Here is a 25,122-nt window from a genome sequence, read left to right as displayed (position 1 = left end):
CAACAGAATTAGTGCGCGCGTAGCTCAGCTGGATAGAGTACTTGGCTACGAACCAGGCGGTCGGAGGTTCGAATCCTCCCGCGCGCACCATCATTTAAAAGCTCAGCTTAGGCTGGGCTTTTTTTATACCTCAATTTTAATCTCGCTATCATTTCTCGGTTTTCATTTATAAATATGTCGCTTATAGCACCAAGGTCTTGAGCTTGGCAACCTTGCTATAACTATGTTGCGACGTTAAATAAAAGATTCAATAACGGTGTATTAATAGGCTAGGTATTATTATCCAAACCGAATAATTTGTACTATGGTAGCTAGGGGTTTGAGCAGCATTGGATCTTTATGCATCAATTTATGAGATAACAGCTCGATGACAGAATTAATGAATGGCGATCTTGGGTTATGGGTCCTGTTTGCGACTGGTTTTTTAAGTGCAACCTTATTACCTGGTGGCTCTGAAGCCAATTTAATCGCCGCTTTAAAGATGGGTGATAATCCAGTTTGGCAAATTGTAGCGGTGGTAACGGTAGGTAATACCCTTGGTGGTTTGACCAATTATTGGTTAGGTTTGTTGCTTCCCGATAAAACTGCTGAGAATAAACAAAGTAATAAAGCATTATTATGGTTAAAGAAATACGGTTACTGGAGTTTATTCTTAAGCTGGATGCCAATTATTGGTGATCCATTATGCTTAGCGGCTGGATGGTTGCGAATGCATTTTTGGTGGTGTGCTACTGCTATTTTTATTGGGAAAATGCTCCGCTATGTTGCGTTAGCTGCGATTGTGATAGGACTCTTTCCCGGATTATCAGTGTAAGGAATATATTAACGTGCAAAAGTGGGTCTTAAGTGCTGCATTGCTGTCATTAGCGGGTTGTAGTCAATGGCGAGAGCATGATGCTGTAAATGATAACTTACCGCAAGGGGTTACGTTTATTGAGCAAGTCAAAGCGGTATCAGGTAAAGCGGTGATTCCGTATAGCAAATATCAATTAGCCAATGGCTTAACGGTTATTTTATCGCCGGATGATTCCGATCCTTTAGTTAATGTCGATGTCACTTATCATGTTGGCTCTGCGCGTGAACAGCAAGGGAAGTCTGGTTTTGCCCATTTCTTTGAACATATGATGTTCCAAGGTTCAAAGCATGTGGGTGATCAGCAGCATTTTAAATTGATCACAGAAGCGGGCGGTAATCTTAATGGCAGTACTAACCGCGATCGCACAAATTATTATGAAACCGTACCGGCCAACCAACTCCAAAAAGTACTGTGGTTAGAATCTGACCGCATGGGGTTTTTATTGGATGCGGTATCACAGCGCAAATTTGAAATTCAGCGTTCAACGGTTAAAAATGAACGTGCTCAGAATTTTGAAAATCGTCCTTATGGGCTGATTTATGAAAAAATGGCTGAAGCTTTGTACCCACGTAGCCACCCATATTCATGGCAAACAATTGGTTATGTAGAAGATCTAGATCGCGTTGATGTTAACGATCTTAAAGCCTTTTTCCTTCGTTGGTATGGACCGAATAACGCGACCTTAACCATTGGTGGTGATATTAATAAAGCCCAGACATTAGCATGGATCAATAAATATTTCGGTTCGATCCCACGTGGTCCTGAAGTAAAAAATGCCCCTAAACAGCCAGCAAAATTAGCGCATAATCGCTTTATTACCCTTGAAGATAATATTCAGCAACCGATGCTAATGATGGGGTGGCCGACTGCTTATTTAGGCGCAAAAGATCAGTCATCACTGGATATGCTTGGACAAGTTATTGGTAGTGGAACCAATAGCTTACTGTATCAAAAGTTAGTCAAGACTGGTGAAGCTGTTGATGCTGGAGCCTTTCAAGATTGTGCTGAACTCGCGTGTACTATGTATGTGTATGCGATGGCACCAAGTGGTAATAATGGCAATTTAAGTCAACTACGTACCAAAGTGATGGCGGTAGTTAATGGTATTGAAACCCAAGGCATTAACCCACAACAATTAAATGAAATTAAAGGCTCTGTTGCTGCAAGTGCTATTTATGGCTTACAAAGCGTGGCTGGCAAAGTATCACAATTAGCGGCTTATCAAACTTTTTTTGGTAACCCTAATTATTTATCCACCGAGCTGGCGAATGTTAATCGCGTCACGACTGATAGTGTGATGGCAGCTTACAATAAATACCTATACCAGCAGCCAAGTGTGAGTTTAAGTGTGGTGCCGAAAGGGCAATTACAATTACAAGCAGCGAAGCCAAACTTTACTCCAGCACCACGTCATTTATCAGCTCATAATAAAATAAAAGAACAAGATTTAGCCTATCGTAGTGTCACTGATAACTTTGATCGTAACGTCATGCCACAAGCATCGACCCCCGTTAAAGCGGTGATGCCAAGCTTGTATGAATTTACGTTAGCTAATGGCATTAAGGTTATTGGTACCGAATATAAAGAAACGCCAACCATTACTTTGCAGCTAAGTGTGCCTGCTGGGCGTCGAGTTGAGCCTGAAGGAAAAGCAGGGCTAGCACAATTAACCGCTGCAATGATGAATGAAGGCACCGCAAAATTAACCGCGGAAGAGATGGCCTCTCAACTTGATACGTTAGGCAGTAGCATTACGGTCAATGCTGGGCTTTATGGCACCACAATCACACTCAATACGTTAACCAAACATTTACCTCAAACTCTGGCTTTATTTGAGCAACGGTTACTGCAACCTATATTCACTGAGTCTGATTTCAAGCGTTTGAAAAAACAAATGTTAGAAGGCATTGTTTACGAACATCAAAGTGCAGAATGGTTAGCTAATCAAGCGACGCGTGATGTGTTGTTTAAAGGTACGATCTTTAGTCGCCCGGCCGAAGGAACGCAAGCATCAATTAACGCGATCACATTGCAAGATGTTAAGGATTTCTACCACCGTTATTACACCCCAAATGGTGCTGATGTTGTGGTTGTTGGTGATATTAAACAAGTGAATTTAAAGGCTGATTTAGCACCGTTAGTGTCTTGGAAAGGCGCACCTAAACCGGTATTTATGACACCGAAGTTGCCACATTTATCACAACAAGCGATTTGGTTAGTGAATAAACCTCATGCACCACAAACCGTTGTGCGCTTAGTACGTCAAGGGATGGCGTATGATGCAACCGGTGAATTATTTAAAACCCAACTGGCGAACTTTAATTTAGCGGGTAACTTTAATAGTCGTTTAAATTTAAACTTACGTGAAGATAAAGGCTATACCTATGGCGCTGGCGGTTATTTAACAGGTGGGCGTGAAATTGGTATGGCGAGTTTTTATGCACAAGTGCGTGCTAATGCAACTTTGCCCGCGATTAAAGAGTTTATCGCAGAGTTAACGCGTATGAGCACCACAGGTTTAACCGATAAAGAAGTTAAATTTATGCGGTTAGCTGTTGGTCAGCAAGATGCATTAAGTTACGAAACGCCAGCGAAAAAAGCCGCGTTGTTGGGGACAATTTTAAGTTATGATTTACCACAAGATTTTGTTGCTCAACGTAATCATATTGTAGCTACAATTACTAAAGCTAAAATGGATAAGCTTGCGCATAAATGGTTTAACCCTAAGGACTATCAAATCATTATTGTTGGTGATGCTAAGACACTATTACCGCAATTAAAGACCTTAGGTTTACCAGTACATCAATTGGTACTTAATCAGTAAAATACCTTATGGAGTAACAGTCTTGATTAAGCAAGGCGCTGTTACTCTGTAGTAAATATGTTTCACAATTATTAATACTATAAAGCATGGTAATCCTGTTTAATAATGATTACCCTGTTTTCTTCAATTGGATAAAAACGAGAATGACCTTCATGACTTTTTCCGAAAGGTTGCAACAGGTTGCCCAAAATCCTGAAGCATTAACACAGTTGGGGCGTGGTCTTGAGCGTGAGTCTTTACGCATAACAGAAGACTTACAAGTATCTTCATTACCACACCCTATTGCTTTAGGTTCTGCATTAACCAATAAATGGATCACCACTGATTTTGCGGAATCTTTATTAGAGTTTATTACGCCAGTCTCTCGTAATGTTGACGATCTACTTGCACAATTAGACGATATCCATAAGTTTTCATTAAGCCATATGGCTGGCGAGCGCTTATGGCCGATGTCTATGCCATGTTTTGTTGGCGATCAGGATGAGATTGAACTTGCACAGTACGGCAGTTCAAATACCGGCCAAATGAAAACCCTTTACCGTGAAGGACTAAAGCGTCGTTACGGTAGCGTGATGCAGATCATTTCCGGGGTGCATTTTAACTTCTCTTTTCCTGATGTTTTTTGGGATAATTTGTTTGGTGTCCAAACTGAGCAGCAACGCCAAGATTCCGTTTCTGATGCGTACTTTGGTTTAATTCGAAACTACTACCGTTTTGGTTGGTTAATTCCGTATTTATTTGGTTCTTCACCTGCAATGTGTGGCTCATTTATTCAAAATGAAGCGCTTAAAGCCACGTTCGGAAAAGTAGGCAAAGGGACTTACTTTTTAGAGAATGCGACTGCATTGCGATTGAGTGATCTAGGCTATACCAATAATGCTCAAAGCTCGTTAAAAATTGGTTTTAATAGTATTGATCAATATTTAACCGGCCTTAATAGTGCGATTCATACACCATCCGATGAGTTTTCTACGCTAGGTGTGGTTGTTGATGGTAAACGTCAACAGTTAAATAGCCATGTGTTACAAATAGAAAATGAATTGTATGCTCCTATTAGGCCTAAACGTGTAGCTAAAAGTGGCGAAAAACCATCAGAAGCATTAAAGCGTGCAGGGGTGGAGTACATTGAGGTACGTTCATTAGACGTTAACCCATTTAGTCCCATTGGTATTGATGAAGATCAGGTTCGTTTTTTAGATCTATTTTTAATCTGGGCTGCATTAACGCCTTCTCCTGATATGACTGATTGTGAATTAGCGTGTTGGCGTGATAATTGGAATAAGGTTGTTGTTGATGGCCGTAATCCTCAATTGGAACTTAAAATTGGGTGTGGTGGTGAAGAGCTACTTTTAAAAACATGGGGACGTCGCGTGTTTGCTGAATTAGAGCAAGTTGCTGTTACCATGGATGGCTTACATGGCAATGATAAATATCAGCAAACGTGTCAGCGATTATTAACTTGGATTGATGATCCTCAGTTGACGTTTTCTGCCAAGCTACTTGAACAGATCAAAACCTATCAAGGAATAGGTCCTCTAGGGGATTATTACGCTACCGTACATGCTAATCAATTAGCCCAACAAAATTTCCGCTTTTATGATCAATCGACGTTTGAGCAAGAAGTCGCGGCATCGGTAATTAAACAACGCCAGATTGAGCAAAGTGACACACTTTCGTTCGATGATTTCTTAGCCGATTATTTTGCTGATGTTGATGTAGATATACCGATGCTAACCAAATAAAAGACATCGTATTAAGCTGACACTCTTGTGAGTGTCAGCTTTTTTTTGATCAATTTCTAAGTGTTAACTAAATAGGATAACAAATGCGATTACGTGTACGGTTATTGTTACTGACAGTTGTGGCTTTAATTGTCAGTGGCTGTGCGACGCCCCCGCCAAGTAACCAATCCAATTTGTGCAGTATTTTTCGTCAATATCCTGATTGGTATGAAGATGCTGTCGATATGCAACAGAAATGGGGAACGCCGATTAATGTTGTGATGGCAATGATGAAGCAAGAAAGTAGCTATCGTCATGATGCACTCCCCCCTAAAGATTATGTGCTTGGGTTTATTCCATGGGGACGAGTCAGTAGTGCTTATGGCTATGCGCAGGCACAAGATCCAGCATGGTCGGATTTTCAGAAACAGACTGGACATGGTGGTTCGCGCAGTAGTTTTGACGATGCAATCCAATTTATGGGTTGGTATACCAACGCAACCCAGCGCCAATTAGGTATTTCAAAATGGGATGCGTACGGGCAATATTTAGCCTATCACGATGGCCGTGGTGGCTATAAACGTGGTACTTATCGTCGTAAACCGTGGTTAATGAAAGTTGCACGTAAAGTCGAACAGCAATCGAAAACTTATGGCTGGCAACTAAAACAATGCCGAAAAGAGCTCGATGATAATAAAAGTTGGTGGTAGGTTAATTGTTGTACGCACCACCGTAATTAGGTGTTAGGATTTATTTTTAAGACAAGGAGAAAAGCAATGCCATTACTTGATAGCTTTACTGTCGATCATACCAAAATGCATGCGCCTGCAGTACGGATAGCGAAGACCATGCAAACCCCTAGTGGCGATACCATCACCGTATTTGATTTACGGTTTTGTCGTCCTAATGCCGATATTCTCAGTGAACGCGGTATCCATACGTTAGAGCATTTATACGCGGGATTTATGCGCCAGCATTTAAACTCGACCACTGTTGAAATTATTGATATTTCACCAATGGGGTGCCGTACAGGTTTTTATATGAGTTTGATCGGCACGCCGACAGAGCAACAGGTTGCTACTGCGTGGTTAGCGGCAATGGCCGATGTGTTGGCAGTAGAAACTCAAGATCAGATACCTGAGCTTAATGAATATCAATGTGGTACTTATAATATGCATTCGTTAATAGAAGCCAAAGCAATTGCAACGGCGATCATTAATGCCGGTATCGAGGTTAATAAAAACGATACGCTGGCGTTACCTGAAGCGATGTTACAGCAGTTACAGGTAAAATAACGGCTGATATTGAATGCTAAAAAAGCCGCATTGTGAATTAAATCACACTGCGGCTATTTTATTTTAAGTGTCTATTTATGTAAGACTAGAGCATTTAAAGGCTATTTAGCTCTTGTTCTGAATCTGTTTCAGGATTTTTTTCTGGGTTACTGTTCATCGGTAACACCTTGACTAACTTAATCATATTGCCTGAAACTTCAATTATTTCCATTTTGTGGCCGCTAATATTCACCTTGAACTGTTCTTCAGGAATATATTCCAAATGTTCGAGAATAAAACCGTTTAACGTGCGAGGGCCATCAGTCGGCAGCTTCCAATTTAAACTTTTATTAAGATCTCGAATATTTGCACTGCCTTCAATTAACAAGCTACCATCTTTTTGCTGGGTTATTTCTTCAGCGAGTGTTGGTGCAATTGAGGTGGTAAATTCCCCGACAATCTCTTCTAGAATATCTTCAACGGTGATCAGACCTTGAATGTCACCATATTCATCAACAATTAAGCCAATACGCTCTTTGTTGCGCTGAAATTTCAGTAATTGAATGTTTAACGGTGTGCCTTCTGGAATGAAATACACTTCATCGGCGGCACGGAGTAAGTTTTCTTTACTAAAATCATTCTTATCCATCATTAAGCGATAAGCCTCACGCACCCGTAGCATGCCAACCACTTCATCAATACTATCGCGGTACAAGACAATGCGCCCATGTGCTGAATGGCTTAACTGACGCACAATCGATTTCCAATCATCATTGACATTGATTGCTGCAATTTCGCTGCGTGGCACCATTAAATCTTCAACGGTGACATTTTCTAAATCAAGAATCGAGATCAACATATCTTGATGACGGCGAGGGATCAGTGAACCCGCTTCGTTAACAATGGTACGTAATTCTTCAGAGTTAATGTTTGAACTGGTGTTGTCATCTTTTTTGACGCGTAAGATAAACAGAAAACCATTTGTAATACCGTTTACAAACCACACTAATGGATAAAGTAATTTCATTAAAATGTTAAGTAAGATACTGCTAGTGTAAGAGACTTTTTCTGGATATAGCGCTGCCACTGTTTTGGGTGTTACTTCAGCAAAAACGAGGATCACAATCGTTAATATCGCCGTTGCAATAGCCACACCAGCATCACCGTAAAGGCGCATACCAATGATAGTAGCAATGGCTGATGCAATAATATTGACGAGGTTATTACCAATCAATATTAAGCCCAGTAAACGGTCGGTACGTGAAAGAAGTTTCTCTACCCGCTGGGCCCCTTTATGTCCTTGGCTGGCAAGGTGGCGTAACTTATAACGGTTGAGGGTCATCATTCCGGTTTCAGAACTTGAAAAGTAAGCTGAAATGACGATCATAAGAGCAAGTAAAGCAAATAATAAGCTTGTGGAAATTTGGTCCAAAAGGGGCAGTCCTTAACAGATTAAGCAAGTATTGTTAGTTATTGAATAAACAAACAATAATATATAAAACAGTCGCTATTATAAAAATAAGTGTAGCAATAAAATAGGCAGGAGTAGGTTAACTAGCTACCGATGATAATTTCTTTGACAAATCGGCTACCGAAATAGGCTAATGTCAGTAAAAAAGCACCGGCTAAACTAAACCAAACCACTTTACGTCCTCGCCAACCTTGGCGGTAATGACCCCATAGTAATACGCTGTAAATTATCCAAGCAAGTAAGGATAGTATGGCTTTATGGGTTTTGCCTTGAGCAATAATATCACCAATAAAGAAGTAGCCGCTGATCAGGGTGACGGTTAATAAGCTATAACCGACGATAATGATCTTGAAAAGTTGGCGTTCTACCATCATTAATGGTGGAATGTTAGGATTAATCTGTAAGCTTTTTTTATGCTTTAATTTATGATCAAGCCAAGCCAGTTGCAGGGCATACAACGTGGCAATCATTAAGGTTGAATATGAGAACAGTGCCAGAGAAATATGGACTAAAGTTTGCGGTTGGGCCTCTAAATGGGTAATAAAAGCACCCGGTAACATGGTTGCAGCAAACAAGTTTATGGCTGCGAAACTATAAACAATCGGTAATAAGAACCAGATCCGCATTTTTAACATTGCAAGCGTGGTTAAACTGGCAACAATAACGCTAATTAGTGATGCAACGTTAAGGATGCTGAGGTTTTGGCCTGTCGCACCAAGGATAAGATCCTTAAGCAATAGTAAGTGCAAGGCAATGGCAATAACGGCAGTAATAAAAACTGGCTGGGTTTTAATACCATTATTGTTAGCAAGCCCTGGGACAACAAGCAGTAATGCGATGATATAAAAGCCTACTGCAGGGATGGCAATTAACATGTCCATAGTCAACCAGATAGTTCCTTAGTAACGAATAGCTATTTTAATATTTAGAAGCAACAATTATACCCTGCTCAAACCTTAGTCGCCAATGTAATCCCAAAAAGAGCTGTGGGTTTACATGAAAGACCAAGCTTTTTTGCGGTATACTTGTAGCAATTTTGATAATTTTGCAATTTTTGATTGAGTTGCGTAACGAGCGAGTAGCACCACATGTTCGAAAATTTAACCGAGCGTTTATCGCGAACGCTTAAAAATGTCAGCGGCCGTGGTCGTCTTACGGATGACAATATTAAGGATACTTTGCGTGAAGTGCGGATGGCATTACTCGAAGCCGACGTTGCGCTACCTGTTGTTCGCGAATTTGTTAAGCGCGTAAAAGAGCGTGCTGTTGGTACTGAAGTATCAAAAAGCCTAACCCCAGGCCAAGAGTTCATTAAGATTGTTCAATCTGAGCTTGAAGCGGTAATGGGTGCAGGCAATGAAGCGCTGGATTTAAGCTGCCAACCACCGGCTGTTATTTTAATGGCGGGTCTACAAGGTGCGGGTAAAACCACCAGTGTAGGTAAATTAGGTAAGCTATTAAAAGAGCGTGATAAAAAGAAAGTATTGGTTGTTTCTGCCGACGTTTACCGTCCTGCGGCGATCAAGCAGCTTGAAACTCTTGCAACAGATGTTGGTGTTGATTTCTTCCCATCCAACGTTGAGCAAAAACCATTAGCGATTGTAAAAGCGGCATTAGAACACGGTAAAACCAAGTTCTATGATGTGGTGATTGTCGATACCGCCGGTCGTTTGCACGTTGATGAAGAAATGATGGGTGAGATCAAAGACATCCATCAGGCGCTAAACCCAGTTGAAACCTTGTTCGTGGTTGATGCCATGACAGGTCAAGATGCGGCGAATACAGCGAAAGCCTTTAATGATGCATTGCCACTGACCGGTGTTATTTTAACCAAGGTTGATGGTGATGCACGTGGTGGTGCAGCGTTATCTGTTCGTCACATTACGGGTAAACCAATTAAATTCTTAGGTGTTGGCGAAAAAACCGATGCCCTAGAACCATTCCACCCTGATCGTGTTGCTTCCCGTATTTTAGGTATGGGTGACGTTTTATCGTTGATCGAAGATCTAGAACGTAACGTTGATAAAAAAGAAGCAGAAAAATTAGCTAAGAAATTTAAAGATAAAAAAGGTTTTGATCTTGAAGATTTCCGTAGCCAGCTTCAGCAAATGAAAAACATGGGCGGCATGATGGGCATGCTCGATAAACTGCCGGGTATGTCGCAGTTGCCTGGCGATATGAAAGATAAAGTTGATGATAAAATTTTCATGCAAATGGAAGCAATCATCAATTCAATGACCAAGGGTGAACGCGCTCGACCTGAGCTAATTAAAGGCTCTCGAAAGAAACGTATTGCCGCAGGTTCTGGTACTCAGGTACAAGATGTAAACCGTCTATTGAAGCAATTTACCCAGATGCAAAAGATGATGAAAAAGATGCAAAAGGGTGGAATGAAGAATATGATGCGTCAAATGAAAGGCATGATGCCCGGCGGTGGAATGTTCCCTGGTCGCTAATAGTCTGATTTTTAATGGTTTTAAAGCTTTTATTCTACTTAAGCGGTGAAAAAGTAACTAAAGCAGTTGCATTCGCCGTCCCAAAGGGTAAAATTCCGAGGCTTTATTTTGGCACGGACCTCGTTATTATAGCGGGGTCATTTATTTTACAGTAATGCAAAGAGGACGATATGGTAACTATTCGTTTGGCACGTCACGGCGCTAAGAAGCGTCCATTCTATCAAATCGTTGTTGCTGACGCACGTGCTCCACGTGACGGCGCAAACATCGAGCAGATCGGTTTCTTCAACCCACTAGCTAAGGGTCAAGAAGAGCGTTTACGTTTAGATCTTGATCGCGTAAACCACTGGTTAGGTCAAGGCGCTTGCGCGACTGATCGTGTTGCTAAACTAATCAAAGATGCAGCTAAAGCTGTAGCTTAATTAGTACTTAGGTACAGAGAAAAACGATGAGTATTAAAAACCAAGACCACATTATTGTCGGTAAACTGGGTGCCACCTACGGTATCAAGGGTTGGCTCAAAGTTTTTTCCTACACCGAACAATCTGAAAGTATTTTTTCCTACACCCCTTGGATGATTAAAATCAAAGGTGAGTGGACGGAGATCCATGTTGAATCATGGAAACGCCACGGCCAAGGTCTTGTTGCTAAGCTAGAAGGCATGGATATCCGCGAGGATGCTCAAGTTTTCACTAATGCAGAAGTAGCAGTTTTGGCTGATCAACTACCCGCACTGTCAGATGAAGAATTCTACTGGCGTGAATTGTTTGGCATGTCAGTAGTGACTACCGAAGGTTACGACCTAGGTAAAGTTACTGATATCCTGGAAACAGGTTCCAACGATGTGTTAGTTGTTAAGGCGAATCTCAAAGATGCTTTTGGACAGAAGGAACGTTTAATCCCGTTCCTCGATGAGCAGGTCATCAAGTTGATTGATCGCACTGCTCAGCGGATCGAAGTTGACTGGGATCCTGAGTTTTAACCTCTAGTAAAATAAGTGAGTGGGCATATGTGGGTTGGAGTCATCAGTCTTTTTCCTGAAATGTTCTCTACCATTACTAACTATGGGGTAACAGGCCAGGCGGTAAAAAAAGGCCTTTTGAGTGTTGATACGTGGAATCCTCGTGATTTTACGCACGACAAACATCGTACGGTGGATGATCGACCGTATGGTGGCGGACCGGGTATGTTAATGATGGTGCAGCCTTTGCGCGATGCCATTCACACTGCCAAAAAGTCTGCAAAAGGTCAGGCTAAAGTAATCTACCTTTCCCCTCAAGGCCGTAAGCTGGATCAAGCTGGTGTTGAGGAGTTAGCACAGAGTAAGAATCTAATTCTTATTTGTGGTCGCTACGAAGGGGTTGATGAGCGCATTATCCAGCAAGAGGTAGACGAAGAATGGTCTATCGGTGATTTTGTGTTAACGGGTGGCGAGTTACCTGCCATGACACTGATTGATGCAGTGGTTCGGTTTGTTCCGGGTGTACTGGGTGATTTTGCGTCAGCAGAAGAAGATTCTTTTGCAAATGGTTGGTTAGATTGTCCTCATTACACACGACCTGAATTGTTGGACGGGCATGAAGTACCCTCGGTATTAATGTCTGGCAATCATAAAGAGATTAGTCGCTGGCGATTAAAACAATCGCTAGGCCGTACATGGTTGAGAAGACCTGAGATCTTGGAAAACCTAGCTCTGACTGACGATCAGGAATTCTTGCTCGCGGAATTTATCCGTGAAAATAAAGCAAGTATTTAATTAAATTAGTATCAGTTTATTCTAGGGTATACATCAAATGAGTAACATCATTAACGCTCTTGAGCAAGAGCAACTAAAAACAGACCTACCAACTTTCGCACCAGGTGACACTGTTGTTGTACAAGTTAAAGTTAAAGAAGGTGATCGTGAGCGTCTACAGGCTTTTGAAGGCGTTGTAATCGCAATCCGTAACCGTGGTCTACATTCAGCATTTACTGTTCGTAAAATTTCGAACGGTGAAGGCGTTGAGCGTGCGTTCCAAACTCACTCTCCAGTAGTTGATAGCATTACTGTTAAACGTCGTGGTGCAGTACGTCGTGCCAAGTTGTACTACCTACGTGAGCGTTCTGGTAAATCAGCACGTATCCGCGAGAAGCTTACTAAGAAATCATAAGCGTCTGACGTTTATCGAAAAGCCCACCCTCATGGTGGGCTTTTTTTTGGCTGTAAATCAGGGTTTGGCTATAAATTAAGGTAATACCAATCACAATAAGTTTCTGAACTAAATTAATGATCTCTTTCGTCATTCCCTACAGTGAGTACCCGCGAGGGCGAGAGGGAATCTAATGCTTTGGAAAGATGACCACTTAATTAATGGAATTGGTATAATGAAAAAACCAGTGACGAGCACTGGTTTTTTAATGTTGTTATTATTTTTGTATTGATAGCTTTATATTGATAGCTTCGTATTGGGATTAGCTTTTTGATGATACCGGTGTATTGGTTGGCTCAATGTCATCAGCATCAATATCTATCACGCCTTTTCCTTGTGATTTTTTAATGATCATAACCGTGATAAACCCTGTCGCAATCATTGCTACAACCGTTGAGACTGTCATCGGTAAGCCAAAGCCAAGTTGATCGTTATTAAGAATAAAACTGATACAAACTGTGGTCATGAACATCGCTGGAATTGTTGCGACCCAGTGCAGCTTATCAAGCCGTAATAGGTAAGCCGATGCCGTCCATAACATCATTACTGCCGTAGTTTGGTTAGCAAAGCCAAAATAACGCCAAATAATCGCGAAGTCGACTTGAGTCAGAATAGCGCCTAAAATAAACAGTGGCATTGCCATTAATAAGCGATTACGTAATGGCTTTTGATCCATATTAAAATATTCAGCTAAAATTAAACGACTTGAACGGAACGCAGTATCACCAGAGGTAATCGGTAGAATAACCACCCCAAGGAAGGCAATGATGCCACCGAAGACACCTAATAAGCCAAATGATGAGCTATAAACCACATTACCAGGACCACCATTGGCAATGGCTTCAGATAACGCTTCAATCGAGCCAAAGAATGATAACGCCAACGCACACCAGATTAAGGCGATAATACCTTCTCCAATCATCGCACCATAAAAGATAAACCGTCCATTTTGTTCGTTTTCAATACAACGAGCCATTAATGGTGATTGAGTCGCATGGAATCCTGAAATAGCGCCACATGCAATGGTAATAAACAGTGCTGGCCATAATGGTAAGTCATTAGGGTTCATGTTGGTGAACATATGGCTAATTTCAAAACCCCCTAATAATTCGTGTTCATCTGAAATACCAATGGCAGTGATTAAACCGACCGACATAAAAATCAGTAATGCGCCAAAGAAAGGATAAAAACGGCCAATAATTTTATCAACGGGTACAATGGTCGCAAGAATATAGTAAGCAAAAATAATCACTACCATGGTGGTCATCGAGACAGTGAAATTAGTTTGATCGTTGATTAGGTTTGTGATCATTCCGGCGGGTGCAGAGACAAAGACAACCCCAACAAGCAGTAACAGTACGATAGCAAAAATGTTCATAAAATGTTTTGCACCGTTACCTAAGTAGCGTCCTGTCAATGTAGGTACTGATGCCCCACCGTTACGGACAGAAAGCATACCTGAGAAATAATCATGAACAGCGCCAGCAAAAATACAGCCAAGTACAATCCATAACATTGCCGCAGGGCCGTAGAGTGCGCCCATGATCGGACCAAAGATTGGTCCGACACCAGCAATATTTAATAGCTGCACTAAATAGACTTTGCTGTTAGACATCGGAACATAATCAACCCCATCTTGTTTGGTATAAGCAGGGGTTTGACGATTAGCGTTCACACCAAAAACTTTCTCAATAAAGCTGCCATAAATGAAATAACCACCAATTAAGGCTGCTACGCAAAGTAAAAACCACGCCATATATATTCTCGCTACGTTATGTGACGATTCGAAAAGAATCCTATTTTCCAGATGACGGCTAGTGTAATAGTTTCAATTTTTTGCTTCTTAAGATAATGTTATGAATGTGATATGGATTAGTGTTCAATAATCACTTTTATCGATATTTGTTAATATAAGCACATTTTTCATGTGGTATAGGTGTTGTGACTTTTTCTTTAACGAATTGCTAATGATAAATAAGCGATTATTGGCCATCAGAATGACCTAATAACACTATTTGTAAATAAATATTTACGATTGGAACTTTATGTTTACAAGTTGTTGCAATAGTGGCGGTGTAATTGTTATGTTGGTGACAGAATATCTATTACTTGCAGGGATGACTCATGGAAAAAGATGGCTTAAACAATATTCATATTGCAGACGAATCTGTATTAATCACGCCAGCTCAACTAAAACAAAAAATGGCAGTATCAAAAACGGCATTGGCATTTATTGAACAGTCACGTCAAACGATTGCTGACATTATTCATCATCGCGATCACCGTTTATTAGTTGTGTGCGGGCCGTGTTCAATCCATGACGTTGAGCAAGCAAAAGTGTATGCCGAAAAATTAAAACAACTTGCCGCTGAACTTGATGATCAACTTTATATTGTGATGCGGGTTTATTTTGAAAAACCGCGTACAACCGTAGGCTGGAAAGGATTAATCAATGACCCTTACCTGGACGGTTCATTTGAAGTCGAAGAAGGGCTACACATTGGACGCCAATTATTAATTGATTTGGTTGAAGCTGGGATTCCTGTTGCTACCGAAGCGCTTGATCCGATCAGTCCTCAATATTTGGGGGATTTATTCAGTTGGGCAGCTATTGGTGCAAGGACAACTGAATCACAAACCCACCGTGAAATGGCGAGCGGTTTATCAGTCCCCGTTGGTTTTAAAAATGGTACCGATGGTAATTTAGCGACTGCAATTAATGCTATGCAAGCGGCGGCTTCAGGGCATAAGTTTATGGGAATTAACCCAGATGGTCAGGTTGCTCTACTTTCGACACAAGGGAATCCTGACGGTCATGTTATTTTACGTGGTGGCAAACAAACTAATTATGATTCAGTCTCTGTTACTGAGTGCGAAACAGAAATGGCTACATCAGGGCTTACGCCTTCGCTAATGATTGATTGTAGCCATGCTAACTCCCTGAAAGACTATCGTCGCCAGCCATTAGTCGCAACTGATGCTATTCATCAAATTCGTGAAGGTAATCGTTCAATTATTGGGTTGATGATTGAAAGTCATCTTAATGAAGGTAATCAAAGTGCAGATTTACCTCTCCAAGAGATGGCTTATGGCGTATCAATTACCGATGCGTGTATTAGCTGGGAAACTACTGAGCAATTATTACGTAAGGCACATCAAGAACTGGTGCCATTTTTACAAAATAGAATTAACTAACCCTTTGCATTATAGTTGCAGCTGGATAAATACGGGTGTCAAAAGTCATGGTTGCTGAGTTAAGCATATTAAGAGATCAAATAGACGATGTTGATCGTCAAATGGTGGAGTTATTAGCACGCCGTTTAGCGTTAGTTGAACAAGTTGGAGTGGTTAAAAGCCAGCATGGATTACCTATTTATGCCCCTGATCGTGAAGCAGCAATGTTGGCATCTCGTCGCCAAGAAGCTGAATCCAAAGGCGTGCCTGCAGATCTGATTGAGGATGTGTTACGACGCACCATGCGAGAATCGTATTCAAGTGAAAATGATTCTGGTTTTAAGTGTTTAAATCCACAATTACGGCCGATTGTTATTGTGGGCGGTTATGGTCAATTAGGGCAATTATTTCAACGAATGTTTGAGCTATCTGGCTATCAGGTACGTATTTTAGGCAGTGATGATTGGCATCGAGCGGATGAAATATTACATGATGCAGGGATGGTGGTTGTTTCTGTTCCTATTCATATGACAGAAGCGATTATTGCCAAGTTAGGTCAGTTACCACCAGATTGTATTCTCACCGATCTTACATCAGTTAAAAGTGGTCCACTGCAAGCAATGTTAGAAGTGCATCAAGGTCCTGTTGTTGGTTTACATCCGATGTTTGGTCCTGATATTCCAAGTTTGGCTAAACAAGTGGTGGTTTACTGTGATGGCCGTCAGCCTGAAAGTTACCAATGGCTGTTAGAACAATTTCAAATTTGGGGCGCATCATTAAATCGTATTAGTGCGATTGAGCATGATCAAGGCATGACTCTGATTCAGGCGTTACGCCACTTTACGTCATTTGTTTATGGGGTTCATTTAGCCGAAGAAGATCCTAAAATAGAACAACTGATGTCGCTAAGCTCGCCGATTTATCGCTTGGAATTAGCCATGGTTGGACGATTGTTTGCTCAAGACGCGCAATTGTACGCAGATATTATTATGTCAGCGCCTCAGAACTTAGCGATGATCAAACGTTTTCATCAACGTTTTGGTGATGCGATTGAAATGCTAGAGCGCCAAGATAAAGCGGCGTTTAAACAAGCATTTGATCAGGTAGAACATTGGTTTGGTGATTATGCGCAACATTTTTTAGTCGAGAGCCAAGGACTACTTAGACAGGCGAATGATTCAACTCGACGTAAATAGAGGGCTTGAAGCCCGATAAGCTGTAACCAAAACTAAAAAGCCCGCTATCGGCATGATGCGGGCTTTTTTAATCAGGCTAATTAATGCAATACATATTACTCGACGAACTCAACTTCAGTTGGCGTCACATTTTCACTTGGGTAACACCCTAAGACTTTAATAAAGCGGGTTAAGCGAGTGAGATCGTCTAATACTTGCTGCATTAATGGATCTTTTAAATTAATTTCAACATCAACATAAAACATTTCTTCCCATGGATTACCGATCACTGGGCGAGATTCAAGTTTTGTCATGTTAATTTTAGCGTTACGTAGCACCAATAAACATTCAACAAGAGAGCCTGCAGCTTGCGCCGTTGACATAATGAGTGTTGTTTTAGCTGGAATCAGAGAGGTGACGCTGACGGGCTTACGGGCAACGACAATAAAGCGAGTAAAGTTTTCTTGTTGGTTGGCAATATTGGTTTTTATTGGCGTTAAACCATAGATCTCACCACTTGATGCATTACCAATAGCAGCAATGTTCGGTTGTTTAAGTTCTGCGACAGTTAACATGGCATCGGCAGTACTTGAGCAATATTGCTGACTGATTTTTCCCATACTATGTAAGAATTCACTACATTGTTGGTGGGGTTGTGGATGCGAGTAAAGGGTATCAATGCGTTCAAGCTGAGTATCAACTGCGGTTAATAAGCAATGTTCTATCGGTTGGGTAATTTCCCCGACAATCGATAAACTGGTGTGTTGTAATAGGTCGTAAACTTCATTGATTGAGCCTGAGCTAGTATTTTCTATGGGTAAAACACCATAATCAGCATGACCCGTTTCTACTTCATTCACAATATCTCGAAATGATGAGCAGCTTATTTCTACTAGCTGGGTTTGCTTGCGACTAAAATAATTACGGCTTGCAAGATGTGAATAAGATCCCTTTGCCCCTAGAAATGACACTCGTGCTGTCGGCAAAGCATTTTCTGGATTTACTAAGCGTTGTAAATAAGCTTGTTGGTATAGGACAGAATCTTCAATAATGGTGTGAAAAAGTTGGGTAACGTATAACGGATCAAGTTGGTGTTCTTTACCTGTTTCGATAAGGCGTAATAATAATGCTTGTTCTCGAGCTTGATCGCGTACAGGTTTAGCGGTACTAATTTTACTTTTAGCGACTTCAAGGCTTAATGTGCGACGCTCGGCCAAAAGTGCCAATAATGTATTGTCGATACGAGTGACATTGCGGCGAATATCATCCAATGAGTAATGAGTGTTATCGGTCATAGCGATCCCTATTATGATCGGCCCTCTTGAATATGAAAGCGGCAGATTATCGTATTAGCATTGTAATCCACATTAGGCAGGGTGTGTTTTTTTGTCAAGCACAAAGCAAACAGCCCTGCATCGGCAGGGCTGTTTTAAATCCTCTTAATCGTTAACGATTATGCTTCATCAAATTCTACTTCGTCATCATATTCAGTGGCATCTTCAGCTTCAGCTTGTGCCGGTTTTTCACTATGACTAGCGCGACGTGAATTAGGTTTGTGAGCTTGCTTCTTCAGTTGGCGATCAAGTTTTTGATAAAGGTCAGTGATCGCACCAAACAAGTCTTCATGTTCTGCAGAAGCAACGAGTTGTCCTCCCGCAATACCAATAGAAGCTTCAATTTTAAATAGCTTGTTTGGTTCTTTACTAATCATAATATGTTTTTTGATTAGTGGTACCTGAAGCTTTTCTAATTTATTGAATTTAAATTCAAAACGCTCACGGATAGCCGGGGTGATATCGATGTTCTTGCCAGTGATTTCTAATGTCATATTTATCTTCCTCGTTTGCTACCCTTTGTTGGGTTAAGTTCAGATTACTAAAAATACCAACTTATAACGTGATCTGTATCACACTATTGTCGTTAGTCATTTTTGAGCAAAAAAAATGTGATCAAAGTGGGTTTGTTGCGAAAAAGTGACTAAAAAATGCTTGAGATTTAGTATTGAATTAAGGCAGTATGGATAATATTGATTGCTGGTGGCTAGTGCTGACTAGGGAATAAATACATTTTATTTCAATCTATTGAGCATTTTTTGTTCGGTAGGGGTTTGGTTGTTGTTAGCCTTGTTGATTGATGTTAAAAAGGGTTATTAACATAATTTATAAAAATGGCAGCTCATTGAGCTGCCATTTTTTTCGCTGTATTTTTACGGTGCTATTTTACTGGGTTAAGTTTAATCACAGCTTCAGTGCGTGCAACTTCTTTATCCAGTTTTAACTTAGCATAAGCTGTTTTTTCAAGTAGTAATGACTTACGCGCAGCACTGGTGTCTGGGTATAAGCGTTGTACTTGTTGGCAACGATTAATTGCTGCAATCCATGCTTCGCGACGAACATAGAAATCGGCAACAGCGAGATCATACTCAGCAAGTTGGTTTTTTAAAAAAACCATACGCGCTTTCGCATCTGCGTCATACTGACTATCAGGGAAACGCTCAAGTAAGTATTTAAAATCGCGAAATGCTTGGCGTGAAGGGGTTGGATCACGATCAAAACGATCAACATTGAACATGTCATGCATAAAGCTACGATCTTGTGCCATATGCGTTAAACCACGCATATAATAAACCCAATCCGCTTGTGGATGGGTTGGATTTAAGCGTAAAAAACGTGCAATTGTTGCTTGTGATAACGCTAAGTCATCATTTTTATAGTAGGCATAGATCAAATCTAACTGGACTTGATCAGAGTAAGCGCCAAATGGATAACGAGAGTCCATTGCTTCTAAGCGCTCGATAGCATTGTTCCAATTACCGCTCTGCAATGCTTGCTGTGCGGTAGAATATAGGTCTGATGGCGGAACATCAGGAATGACTTTTTCAGTACTGGAACAGCCTGAAAGCAAGGCTACAGCAAGAAAAGTCGATATTGTCAGGCGTTTCATTACGGCGTCAGTTTCCTTGATAAAAATTTTATTTTGCTCGATCCATTACGGACTGAGCCGTTAACAGATACAATGACATTATATTAGTTTACATCAAGCATCGTTTTATTAAGCTTGGTACATTTTACGCAGCGTATGGCAATTAGTCTCACGCTTTTTAAAAAAGTTCGTTATGGCACAGCAAATAGAATTAACAAATACAGTTCGCGAAAGCCAACTAGGTAAGCGCCTTGATCAGGTAATTGCTGAATTATATCCCGATTACTCCCGCTCTCGTATCAAAGAGTGGATCCTTAAAGACATGGTTTCAGTAAACGGCAAAATTGACAATAAACCCCGTTCAAAAATGATGGGTGGCGAAGAAATTTTCATTCAAGCTGAAATTGAAGATGAAGTTCGTTGGATAGCGCAAGATATCCCGCTAGATATTGTTTATGAAGATAATGATATTTTAGTTATCAATAAACCACGTGACTTTGTTGTTCACCCTGGTGCGGGTACTCCAGATGGTACAGTGCTAAATGCACTATTGCACCACTACCCAGCATTGGCAGAAGTGCCACGTGCAGGTATTGTGCACCGTTTAGATAAAGACACTACCGGTCTAATGGTAGTTGCTAAAACTATTCAGGCACAAACGCGCTTAGTGCGTGCGCTACAGAAGCGTAAAATCACGCGTGAATATGAAGCGATTGCCATTGGTCAAATGACCGGTGGTGGTACGATTGAGAAGCCGATTGGCCGTCACTCAACCAAACGTATTTGTATGGCTGTTCATGAATTAGGTAAAGATGCAATTACGCATTATCGTGTCGCGGAACGTTTCCGTGAACATACACGTATTGTGTTACGTCTAGAAACCGGTCGTACTCACCAAATTCGTGTGCACATGTCTTACATGAGCCATCCGTTGATTGGTGATGTGATCTATGGTGGTCGTCCTCGCCCACCACGTCATGCATCGGATCAATTTATTCATGCATTACGTTCATTTGATCGTCAAGCATTGCACGCCCGTATGTTACGTTTATCACATCCGATTACGGGTGAGTTAATGGAATGGCATGCACCATTACCAAACGACATGGTCGCAATGATTGATATTCTACGTAAAGATAACGTTGAAAATAACGAAGATATTTATTAATGCAAACCATCATTCCTAACTGGCCAGCTCCAGAGAATGTGTTAACGGTCAGTACTACCCGCTTCGGTGGTGTCAGTTCTGCGCCTTACGATGCGCTCAATTTGGGATTGCACGTTGGGGATGATGTAAGCTCAGTGCTGACTAATCGTCAATTGCTGAAACAGCATTGTTGGCTAACGGCAGAGCCTGCATGGTTGAATCAGATTCACAGTCCGATTGTGATTGATTTAACCACGCCGTTAACTGAGGTTATTGATGCTGATGGTAGCTTTACCCGTGTGCCTGGCTTAGCCTGTGCCATCATGACGGCTGACTGTTTGCCTGTTCTCTTGTGTAATAAGCAAGGTACTGAAGTGGCAGCTGTTCATGCTGGGTGGCGGGGACTTGCTGCTGGAGTGATTGATAACGCCATTGCTAAGTTTACCTGTCCTGCGGCTGATATTATGGCATGGATGGGGCCGGCAATTGGTCCAACGGCATTTGAAGTTGGCAGTGAAGTGCGACAGCAGTTTATTGATGTTAACGCCAATGCCGCTGATGCATTTGTCGCTCATGGTGACAAGTGGTTAGCTAATTTATATTTATTGGCACGACAACGATTACAACAGCACGGTATCAACGCTATTTATGGTGGTGAACATTGCACGTTTAATGACGATGAGTTGTTTTATTCTTATCGTCGTCAAGCGGTTACTGGACGCCAAGCTTCATTGATTTGGCTGCGTTAATCTTACAGTGATCACCACAAATAATAAGCGGGTATATTGGCTAACAATATACCCGCTTTTTTTGCAGCATTATTTTGCGCTTTCATAGCCTTGAAAAACGCCCACTAACTACCATATAACTAGTAACAGGTTATTAAATTTATTATTGGGGGACCTATGCGTCTTGACCGATTTACCAGTAAATTCCAAGCAGCAATTTCTGATGCACAGTCATTAGCATTAGGACGTGATCATCAATATATTGAACCTGCTCATCTTATGGTGGCGTTATTAAACCAAGAAGGCAGCACCGTTCGTCCTTTACTTACCCTTTTGAATGTAGATTCTACTCAGTTGCGTTCACGCTTGAGTGAGATATTAGAGCGTATTCCAAAAGTGACCGGTATCGGTGGTGAAGTTCAGCTATCTAATAGCATGGGCACATTACTTAATATGTGTGACAAGCTGGCCCAAAAACGTAGCGACAAGTTTATTTCATCTGAATTATTTATTCTTGCCGCCGTTGATAACGATAAAGGTCCATTAGGGGATTTATTACGCGAGCTTGGTTTAAAAGCGGATCAGATTGGTAAAGCTATCGATCAGATTCGTGGTGGTCAGAAAGTTGATGATCAAAATGCAGAAGAAAATCGCCAAGCATTAAGTAAATATACTATCGATTTAACCGAGCGTGCAGAACAAGGCCGGTTAGATCCTGTGATCGGTCGTGATGATGAAATTCGTCGTACTATTCAAGTATTGCAGCGTCGTACTAAAAACAACCCCGTTATCATTGGTGAGCCGGGTGTGGGTAAAACGGCGATTGTTGAAGGGTTAGCACAACGTATCGTTAATGGTGAAGTGCCTGAAGGTCTACGTGATAAGCGCGTATTATCATTAGATATGGGCTCATTGATTGCAGGTGCTAAATTCCGTGGTGAATTTGAAGAGCGTTTAAAAGCTGTATTGAATGAACTGTCTCAAGAAGATGGTCGTATTATTTTATTTATCGATGAAATCCATACTATGGTCGGCGCTGGTAAAGGCGAAGGCTCAATGGATGCAGGTAACATGCTTAAACCTGCTTTAGCGCGTGGTGAACTGCATTGTGTGGGTGCGACAACCTTAAATGAATACCGTCAGTACTTAGAAAAAGATGCAGCGTTAGAGCGTCGTTTCCAAAAAGTGCTGGTGGATGAGCCTAGCGTTGAAGATACCATTGCTATCTTGCGTGGTTTAAAAGAACGTTATGAGCTTCACCATCATGTTGAAATTACCGATCCTGCGATTGTAGCGGCAGCAACGCTATCACATCGTTATATTTCAGATCGTCAATTACCCGATAAAGCGATTGATCTGATTGATGAAGCTGCTTCAAGTATTCGAATGCAAATCGACTCTAAACCAGAATCAATGGATCGATTAGAGCGTCGTATTATTCAATTAAAGATTGAACAGCAAGCACTAGAAAAAGAAAGTGATGATGCCAGCCATAAGCGCTTGAGTAACTTGCTTGAAGAATTAGACATTAAAGAACGTGAATATTCTGAACTTGAAGAAGTGTGGAATGCAGAAAAAGCGTCGCTATCTGGTACTCAGCATATTAAAACAGAGCTTGAGCAAGCACGTACTGATGTTGAAATAGCCCGTCGTGCGGGTGATCTAAATCGCATGTCAGAATTACAGTACGGACGTATCCCTGAACTTGAAAAGCAACTTGATCTAGCGGCTCAAGCTGAGATGCAAGATATGACGTTACTTAAAAACAAAGTAACCGATGTTGAAATTGCGGATGTGCTTTCTAAAGCAACCGGTATTCCAGTTGCGAAGATGCTAGAAGGTGAGCGTGATAAATTATTGCGCATGGAAGATGAATTACATAACCGTGTTATTGGTCAAGAAGAAGCGGTTGAGGCTGTAGCGAATGCGATTCGCCGTAGTCGTGCGGGTTTATCTGATCCACAGCGTCCAATTGGTTCATTCTTATTCTTAGGCCCAACGGGCGTTGGTAAAACGGAGCTCTGTAAGTCACTAGCGAACTTTATGTTTGATAGTGAAGATGCGATGGTACGTATCGACATGTCTGAGTTTATGGAAAAACACTCAGTGGCACGTTTAGTTGGTGCGCCTCCAGGTTATGTTGGTTATGAAGAAGGCGGTTATTTAACTGAAGCCGTTCGTCGTCGCCCATATTCTGTTATTTTGCTAGATGAAGTCGAAAAAGCTCATCCTGATGTATTTAATATTCTATTACAGGTATTAGATGATGGACGTCTAACTGATGGTCAAGGTCGTACGGTTGATTTCCGTAATACAGTGATCATTATGACGTCGAACTTAGGTTCTGCTCGAATTCAAGAACACTTCGGTAGCTTGGATTACGAAGGTATTAAAGTATTAGTGATGGAAGAGGTTGGACAACATTTCCGTCCTGAGTTTATTAACCGTGTTGATGAAACGGTAGTATTCCACCCACTGGGCAAAGAGAACATTAAACATATTGCTTCTATTCAGATTGCGCGCTTGGAAAAACGTTTAGCAGAAAAAGATTTTGAGTTAGATGTTGAAGAGAGTGCTTTAGAATTGATTTCAGATGCGGGCTTTGATCCTGTATTTGGTGCACGTCCATTAAAACGAGCTATACAGCAATATATTGAGAATCCATTAGCACAAGATTTGTTATCAGGTAAATTTATGCCAGGTAAACCAATCATACTGTCAGTTATCGACGATAAGATTGTCGCTAAACAGTAATTACATCGTAAGCGTGATTGGAAAAGTGTTATTTAGATCTTAATGGCGACAAAAATAGCAACGCCTTACTCTTTGAGTAAGGCGTTTTTGTGTTTAAAGGGATCTAATAATGACGGCTCAATATACTGGACGGTGTTTTATTTTACGCCTTACGGTGCTTTAGTTTAATCATTGAGCAAACGGTGAGAAATGTTGAAAATAAGGTTGTCAGCAGCGAATATCTCCCTATAATGCGACCTCACTGACACGGACAACGGCGCAAGCGGTTACCGATAGTCAGTATGTTCTTTAACAATTTGACCATGCAATTTGTGTGGGCACTCACTGAATAGTTAAGTCGAAAGATTTATCAATAAACTGAGTGACCTAGAACTAGCAATAGTTCGATTGCTTTTTTAGTTTACTTTTTTAAAAGTAAAACAAGAAAGTGA

Annotated in this window: 21 protein-coding genes and 1 tRNA gene; 16 read left to right on the top strand and 6 right to left on the bottom strand. The window is 41.1% G+C overall.

The features are described 5' to 3' along the window. Window positions 1–13: 13 nt before the first annotated feature. The 6 genes from BTO21_RS09730 to luxS all read left to right on the top strand — a co-directional run bounded on the left by BTO21_RS09730 (window position 14) and on the right by luxS (window position 6,696). A tRNA-Arg gene (locus tag BTO21_RS09730) sits at window positions 14–90 on the top strand. Between the two features lie 277 nt (window positions 91–367). Next, a complete protein-coding gene (locus tag BTO21_RS09725) occupies window positions 368–814 on the top strand; it encodes a YqaA family protein (RefSeq protein ID WP_045029292.1) in 447 nt (148 codons plus the stop codon). Window positions 815–827: 13 nt separating this feature from the next. Beyond that, window positions 828–3,680, top strand: coding sequence for a M16 family metallopeptidase (locus tag BTO21_RS09720; protein WP_045029293.1), 2,853 nt, complete (start codon window positions 828–830; stop codon window positions 3,678–3,680). A 152-nt stretch (window positions 3,681–3,832) separates the two neighbouring features. After that, window positions 3,833–5,422 carry a glutamate--cysteine ligase gene (gene gshA / locus BTO21_RS09715; RefSeq protein WP_045029332.1) on the top strand — a complete coding sequence of 530 codons (1,590 nt, stop codon included), beginning with the start codon at window positions 3,833–3,835 and terminating at the stop codon, window positions 5,420–5,422. A gap of 83 nt (window positions 5,423–5,505) precedes the next feature. Beyond that, a complete protein-coding gene (locus BTO21_RS09710; protein WP_045029294.1) occupies window positions 5,506–6,111 on the top strand; it encodes a transglycosylase SLT domain-containing protein in 606 nt (201 codons plus the stop codon). Window positions 6,112–6,177: 66 nt separating this feature from the next. Continuing rightward, complete coding sequence (luxS, locus tag BTO21_RS09705) at window positions 6,178–6,696, top strand: S-ribosylhomocysteine lyase (protein ID WP_045029296.1); 519 nt, start codon at window positions 6,178–6,180, stop codon at window positions 6,694–6,696. Window positions 6,697–6,790: 94 nt separating this feature from the next. Here the strand turns inward: luxS and BTO21_RS09700 are convergent, their stop codons facing one another. Together BTO21_RS09700 and BTO21_RS09695 are read right to left on the bottom strand one after the other, a co-directional pair. Beyond that, the gene (locus tag BTO21_RS09700; protein WP_045029298.1) at window positions 6,791–8,107 is read right to left on the bottom strand and encodes an HlyC/CorC family transporter; all 1,317 of its coding nucleotides are present in this window, start codon (window positions 8,105–8,107) and stop codon (window positions 6,791–6,793) included. 122 nt (window positions 8,108–8,229) lie between these two features. Next, the gene (locus BTO21_RS09695; RefSeq protein WP_045029299.1) at window positions 8,230–9,027 is read right to left on the bottom strand and encodes a cytochrome C assembly family protein; all 798 of its coding nucleotides are present in this window, start codon (window positions 9,025–9,027) and stop codon (window positions 8,230–8,232) included. A gap of 207 nt (window positions 9,028–9,234) precedes the next feature. On the opposite strand from BTO21_RS09695, the gene ffh reads away from it, so the two are divergent. From ffh to rplS, 5 genes are all read left to right on the top strand, one after another. Next, entirely contained in the window at window positions 9,235–10,602 is a 1,368-nt protein-coding gene (ffh, locus tag BTO21_RS09690) for a signal recognition particle protein (RefSeq protein WP_045029301.1), read from the top strand. Window positions 10,603–10,772: 170 nt separating this feature from the next. Next, complete coding sequence (gene rpsP / locus BTO21_RS09685) at window positions 10,773–11,024, top strand: 30S ribosomal protein S16 (RefSeq protein WP_045029303.1); 252 nt, start codon at window positions 10,773–10,775, stop codon at window positions 11,022–11,024. Window positions 11,025–11,050: 26 nt separating this feature from the next. Continuing rightward, the gene (gene rimM / locus BTO21_RS09680) at window positions 11,051–11,584 is read left to right on the top strand and encodes a ribosome maturation factor RimM (protein WP_045029304.1); all 534 of its coding nucleotides are present in this window, start codon (window positions 11,051–11,053) and stop codon (window positions 11,582–11,584) included. 27 nt (window positions 11,585–11,611) lie between these two features. Then, the gene (trmD, locus tag BTO21_RS09675; protein WP_045029306.1) at window positions 11,612–12,358 is read left to right on the top strand and encodes a tRNA (guanosine(37)-N1)-methyltransferase TrmD; all 747 of its coding nucleotides are present in this window, start codon (window positions 11,612–11,614) and stop codon (window positions 12,356–12,358) included. A gap of 37 nt (window positions 12,359–12,395) precedes the next feature. Further along, window positions 12,396–12,752, top strand: coding sequence for a 50S ribosomal protein L19 (gene rplS / locus BTO21_RS09670; RefSeq protein ID WP_045029308.1), 357 nt, complete (start codon window positions 12,396–12,398; stop codon window positions 12,750–12,752). A gap of 301 nt (window positions 12,753–13,053) precedes the next feature. Here rplS and BTO21_RS09665 read toward each other — a convergent pair whose 3' ends face one another. Further along, window positions 13,054–14,547: a carbon starvation CstA family protein gene (locus BTO21_RS09665; protein WP_045029309.1), complete on the bottom strand. Its 1,494-nt coding sequence runs from the start codon at window positions 14,545–14,547 to the stop codon at window positions 13,054–13,056. A gap of 368 nt (window positions 14,548–14,915) precedes the next feature. Here BTO21_RS09665 and BTO21_RS09660 point away from each other — a divergent pair, with 368 nt between their 5' ends. Continuing rightward, window positions 14,916–15,986 (top strand): 3-deoxy-7-phosphoheptulonate synthase, encoded by a 1,071-nt coding sequence (locus BTO21_RS09660; RefSeq protein WP_045029311.1) that lies wholly within the window; start codon window positions 14,916–14,918, stop codon window positions 15,984–15,986. Window positions 15,987–16,033: 47 nt separating this feature from the next. Continuing rightward, a complete protein-coding gene (gene tyrA, locus BTO21_RS09655; RefSeq protein ID WP_045029333.1) occupies window positions 16,034–17,161 on the top strand; it encodes a bifunctional chorismate mutase/prephenate dehydrogenase in 1,128 nt (375 codons plus the stop codon). A 95-nt stretch (window positions 17,162–17,256) separates the two neighbouring features. Here the strand turns inward: tyrA and pheA are convergent, their stop codons facing one another. The 3 genes from pheA to bamD all read right to left on the bottom strand — a co-directional run bounded on the left by pheA (window position 17,257) and on the right by bamD (window position 20,083). Beyond that, window positions 17,257–18,435, bottom strand: coding sequence for a prephenate dehydratase (pheA, locus tag BTO21_RS09650; RefSeq protein WP_045029313.1), 1,179 nt, complete (start codon window positions 18,433–18,435; stop codon window positions 17,257–17,259). A 158-nt stretch (window positions 18,436–18,593) separates the two neighbouring features. After that, entirely contained in the window at window positions 18,594–18,968 is a 375-nt protein-coding gene (hpf, locus tag BTO21_RS09645) for a ribosome hibernation-promoting factor, HPF/YfiA family (protein WP_045029314.1), read from the bottom strand. 386 nt (window positions 18,969–19,354) lie between these two features. Further along, window positions 19,355–20,083, bottom strand: coding sequence for an outer membrane protein assembly factor BamD (bamD, locus tag BTO21_RS09640; protein ID WP_045029316.1), 729 nt, complete (start codon window positions 20,081–20,083; stop codon window positions 19,355–19,357). A gap of 172 nt (window positions 20,084–20,255) precedes the next feature. Here bamD and rluD point away from each other — a divergent pair, with 172 nt between their 5' ends. The 3 genes from rluD to clpB all read left to right on the top strand — a co-directional run bounded on the left by rluD (window position 20,256) and on the right by clpB (window position 24,691). Beyond that, window positions 20,256–21,230 carry a 23S rRNA pseudouridine(1911/1915/1917) synthase RluD gene (rluD, locus tag BTO21_RS09635; protein WP_045029318.1) on the top strand — a complete coding sequence of 325 codons (975 nt, stop codon included), beginning with the start codon at window positions 20,256–20,258 and terminating at the stop codon, window positions 21,228–21,230. Then, a complete protein-coding gene (gene pgeF / locus BTO21_RS09630; protein ID WP_045029319.1) occupies window positions 21,230–21,958 on the top strand; it encodes a peptidoglycan editing factor PgeF in 729 nt (242 codons plus the stop codon). The genes rluD and pgeF overlap by 1 nt, the downstream gene beginning before the upstream one ends. A 156-nt stretch (window positions 21,959–22,114) precedes the next feature. Then, a complete protein-coding gene (gene clpB / locus BTO21_RS09625; RefSeq protein ID WP_045029321.1) occupies window positions 22,115–24,691 on the top strand; it encodes an ATP-dependent chaperone ClpB in 2,577 nt (858 codons plus the stop codon). Window positions 24,692–25,122: the final 431 nt, after the last annotated feature.

The organism is Photobacterium phosphoreum (assembly GCF_002954725.1).
Lineage (GTDB): Bacteria > Pseudomonadota > Gammaproteobacteria > Enterobacterales > Vibrionaceae > Photobacterium > Photobacterium phosphoreum.
Note: the sequence above shows the minus strand (reverse complement) of the source record. Positions and strands in the feature narration are given on the sequence as shown.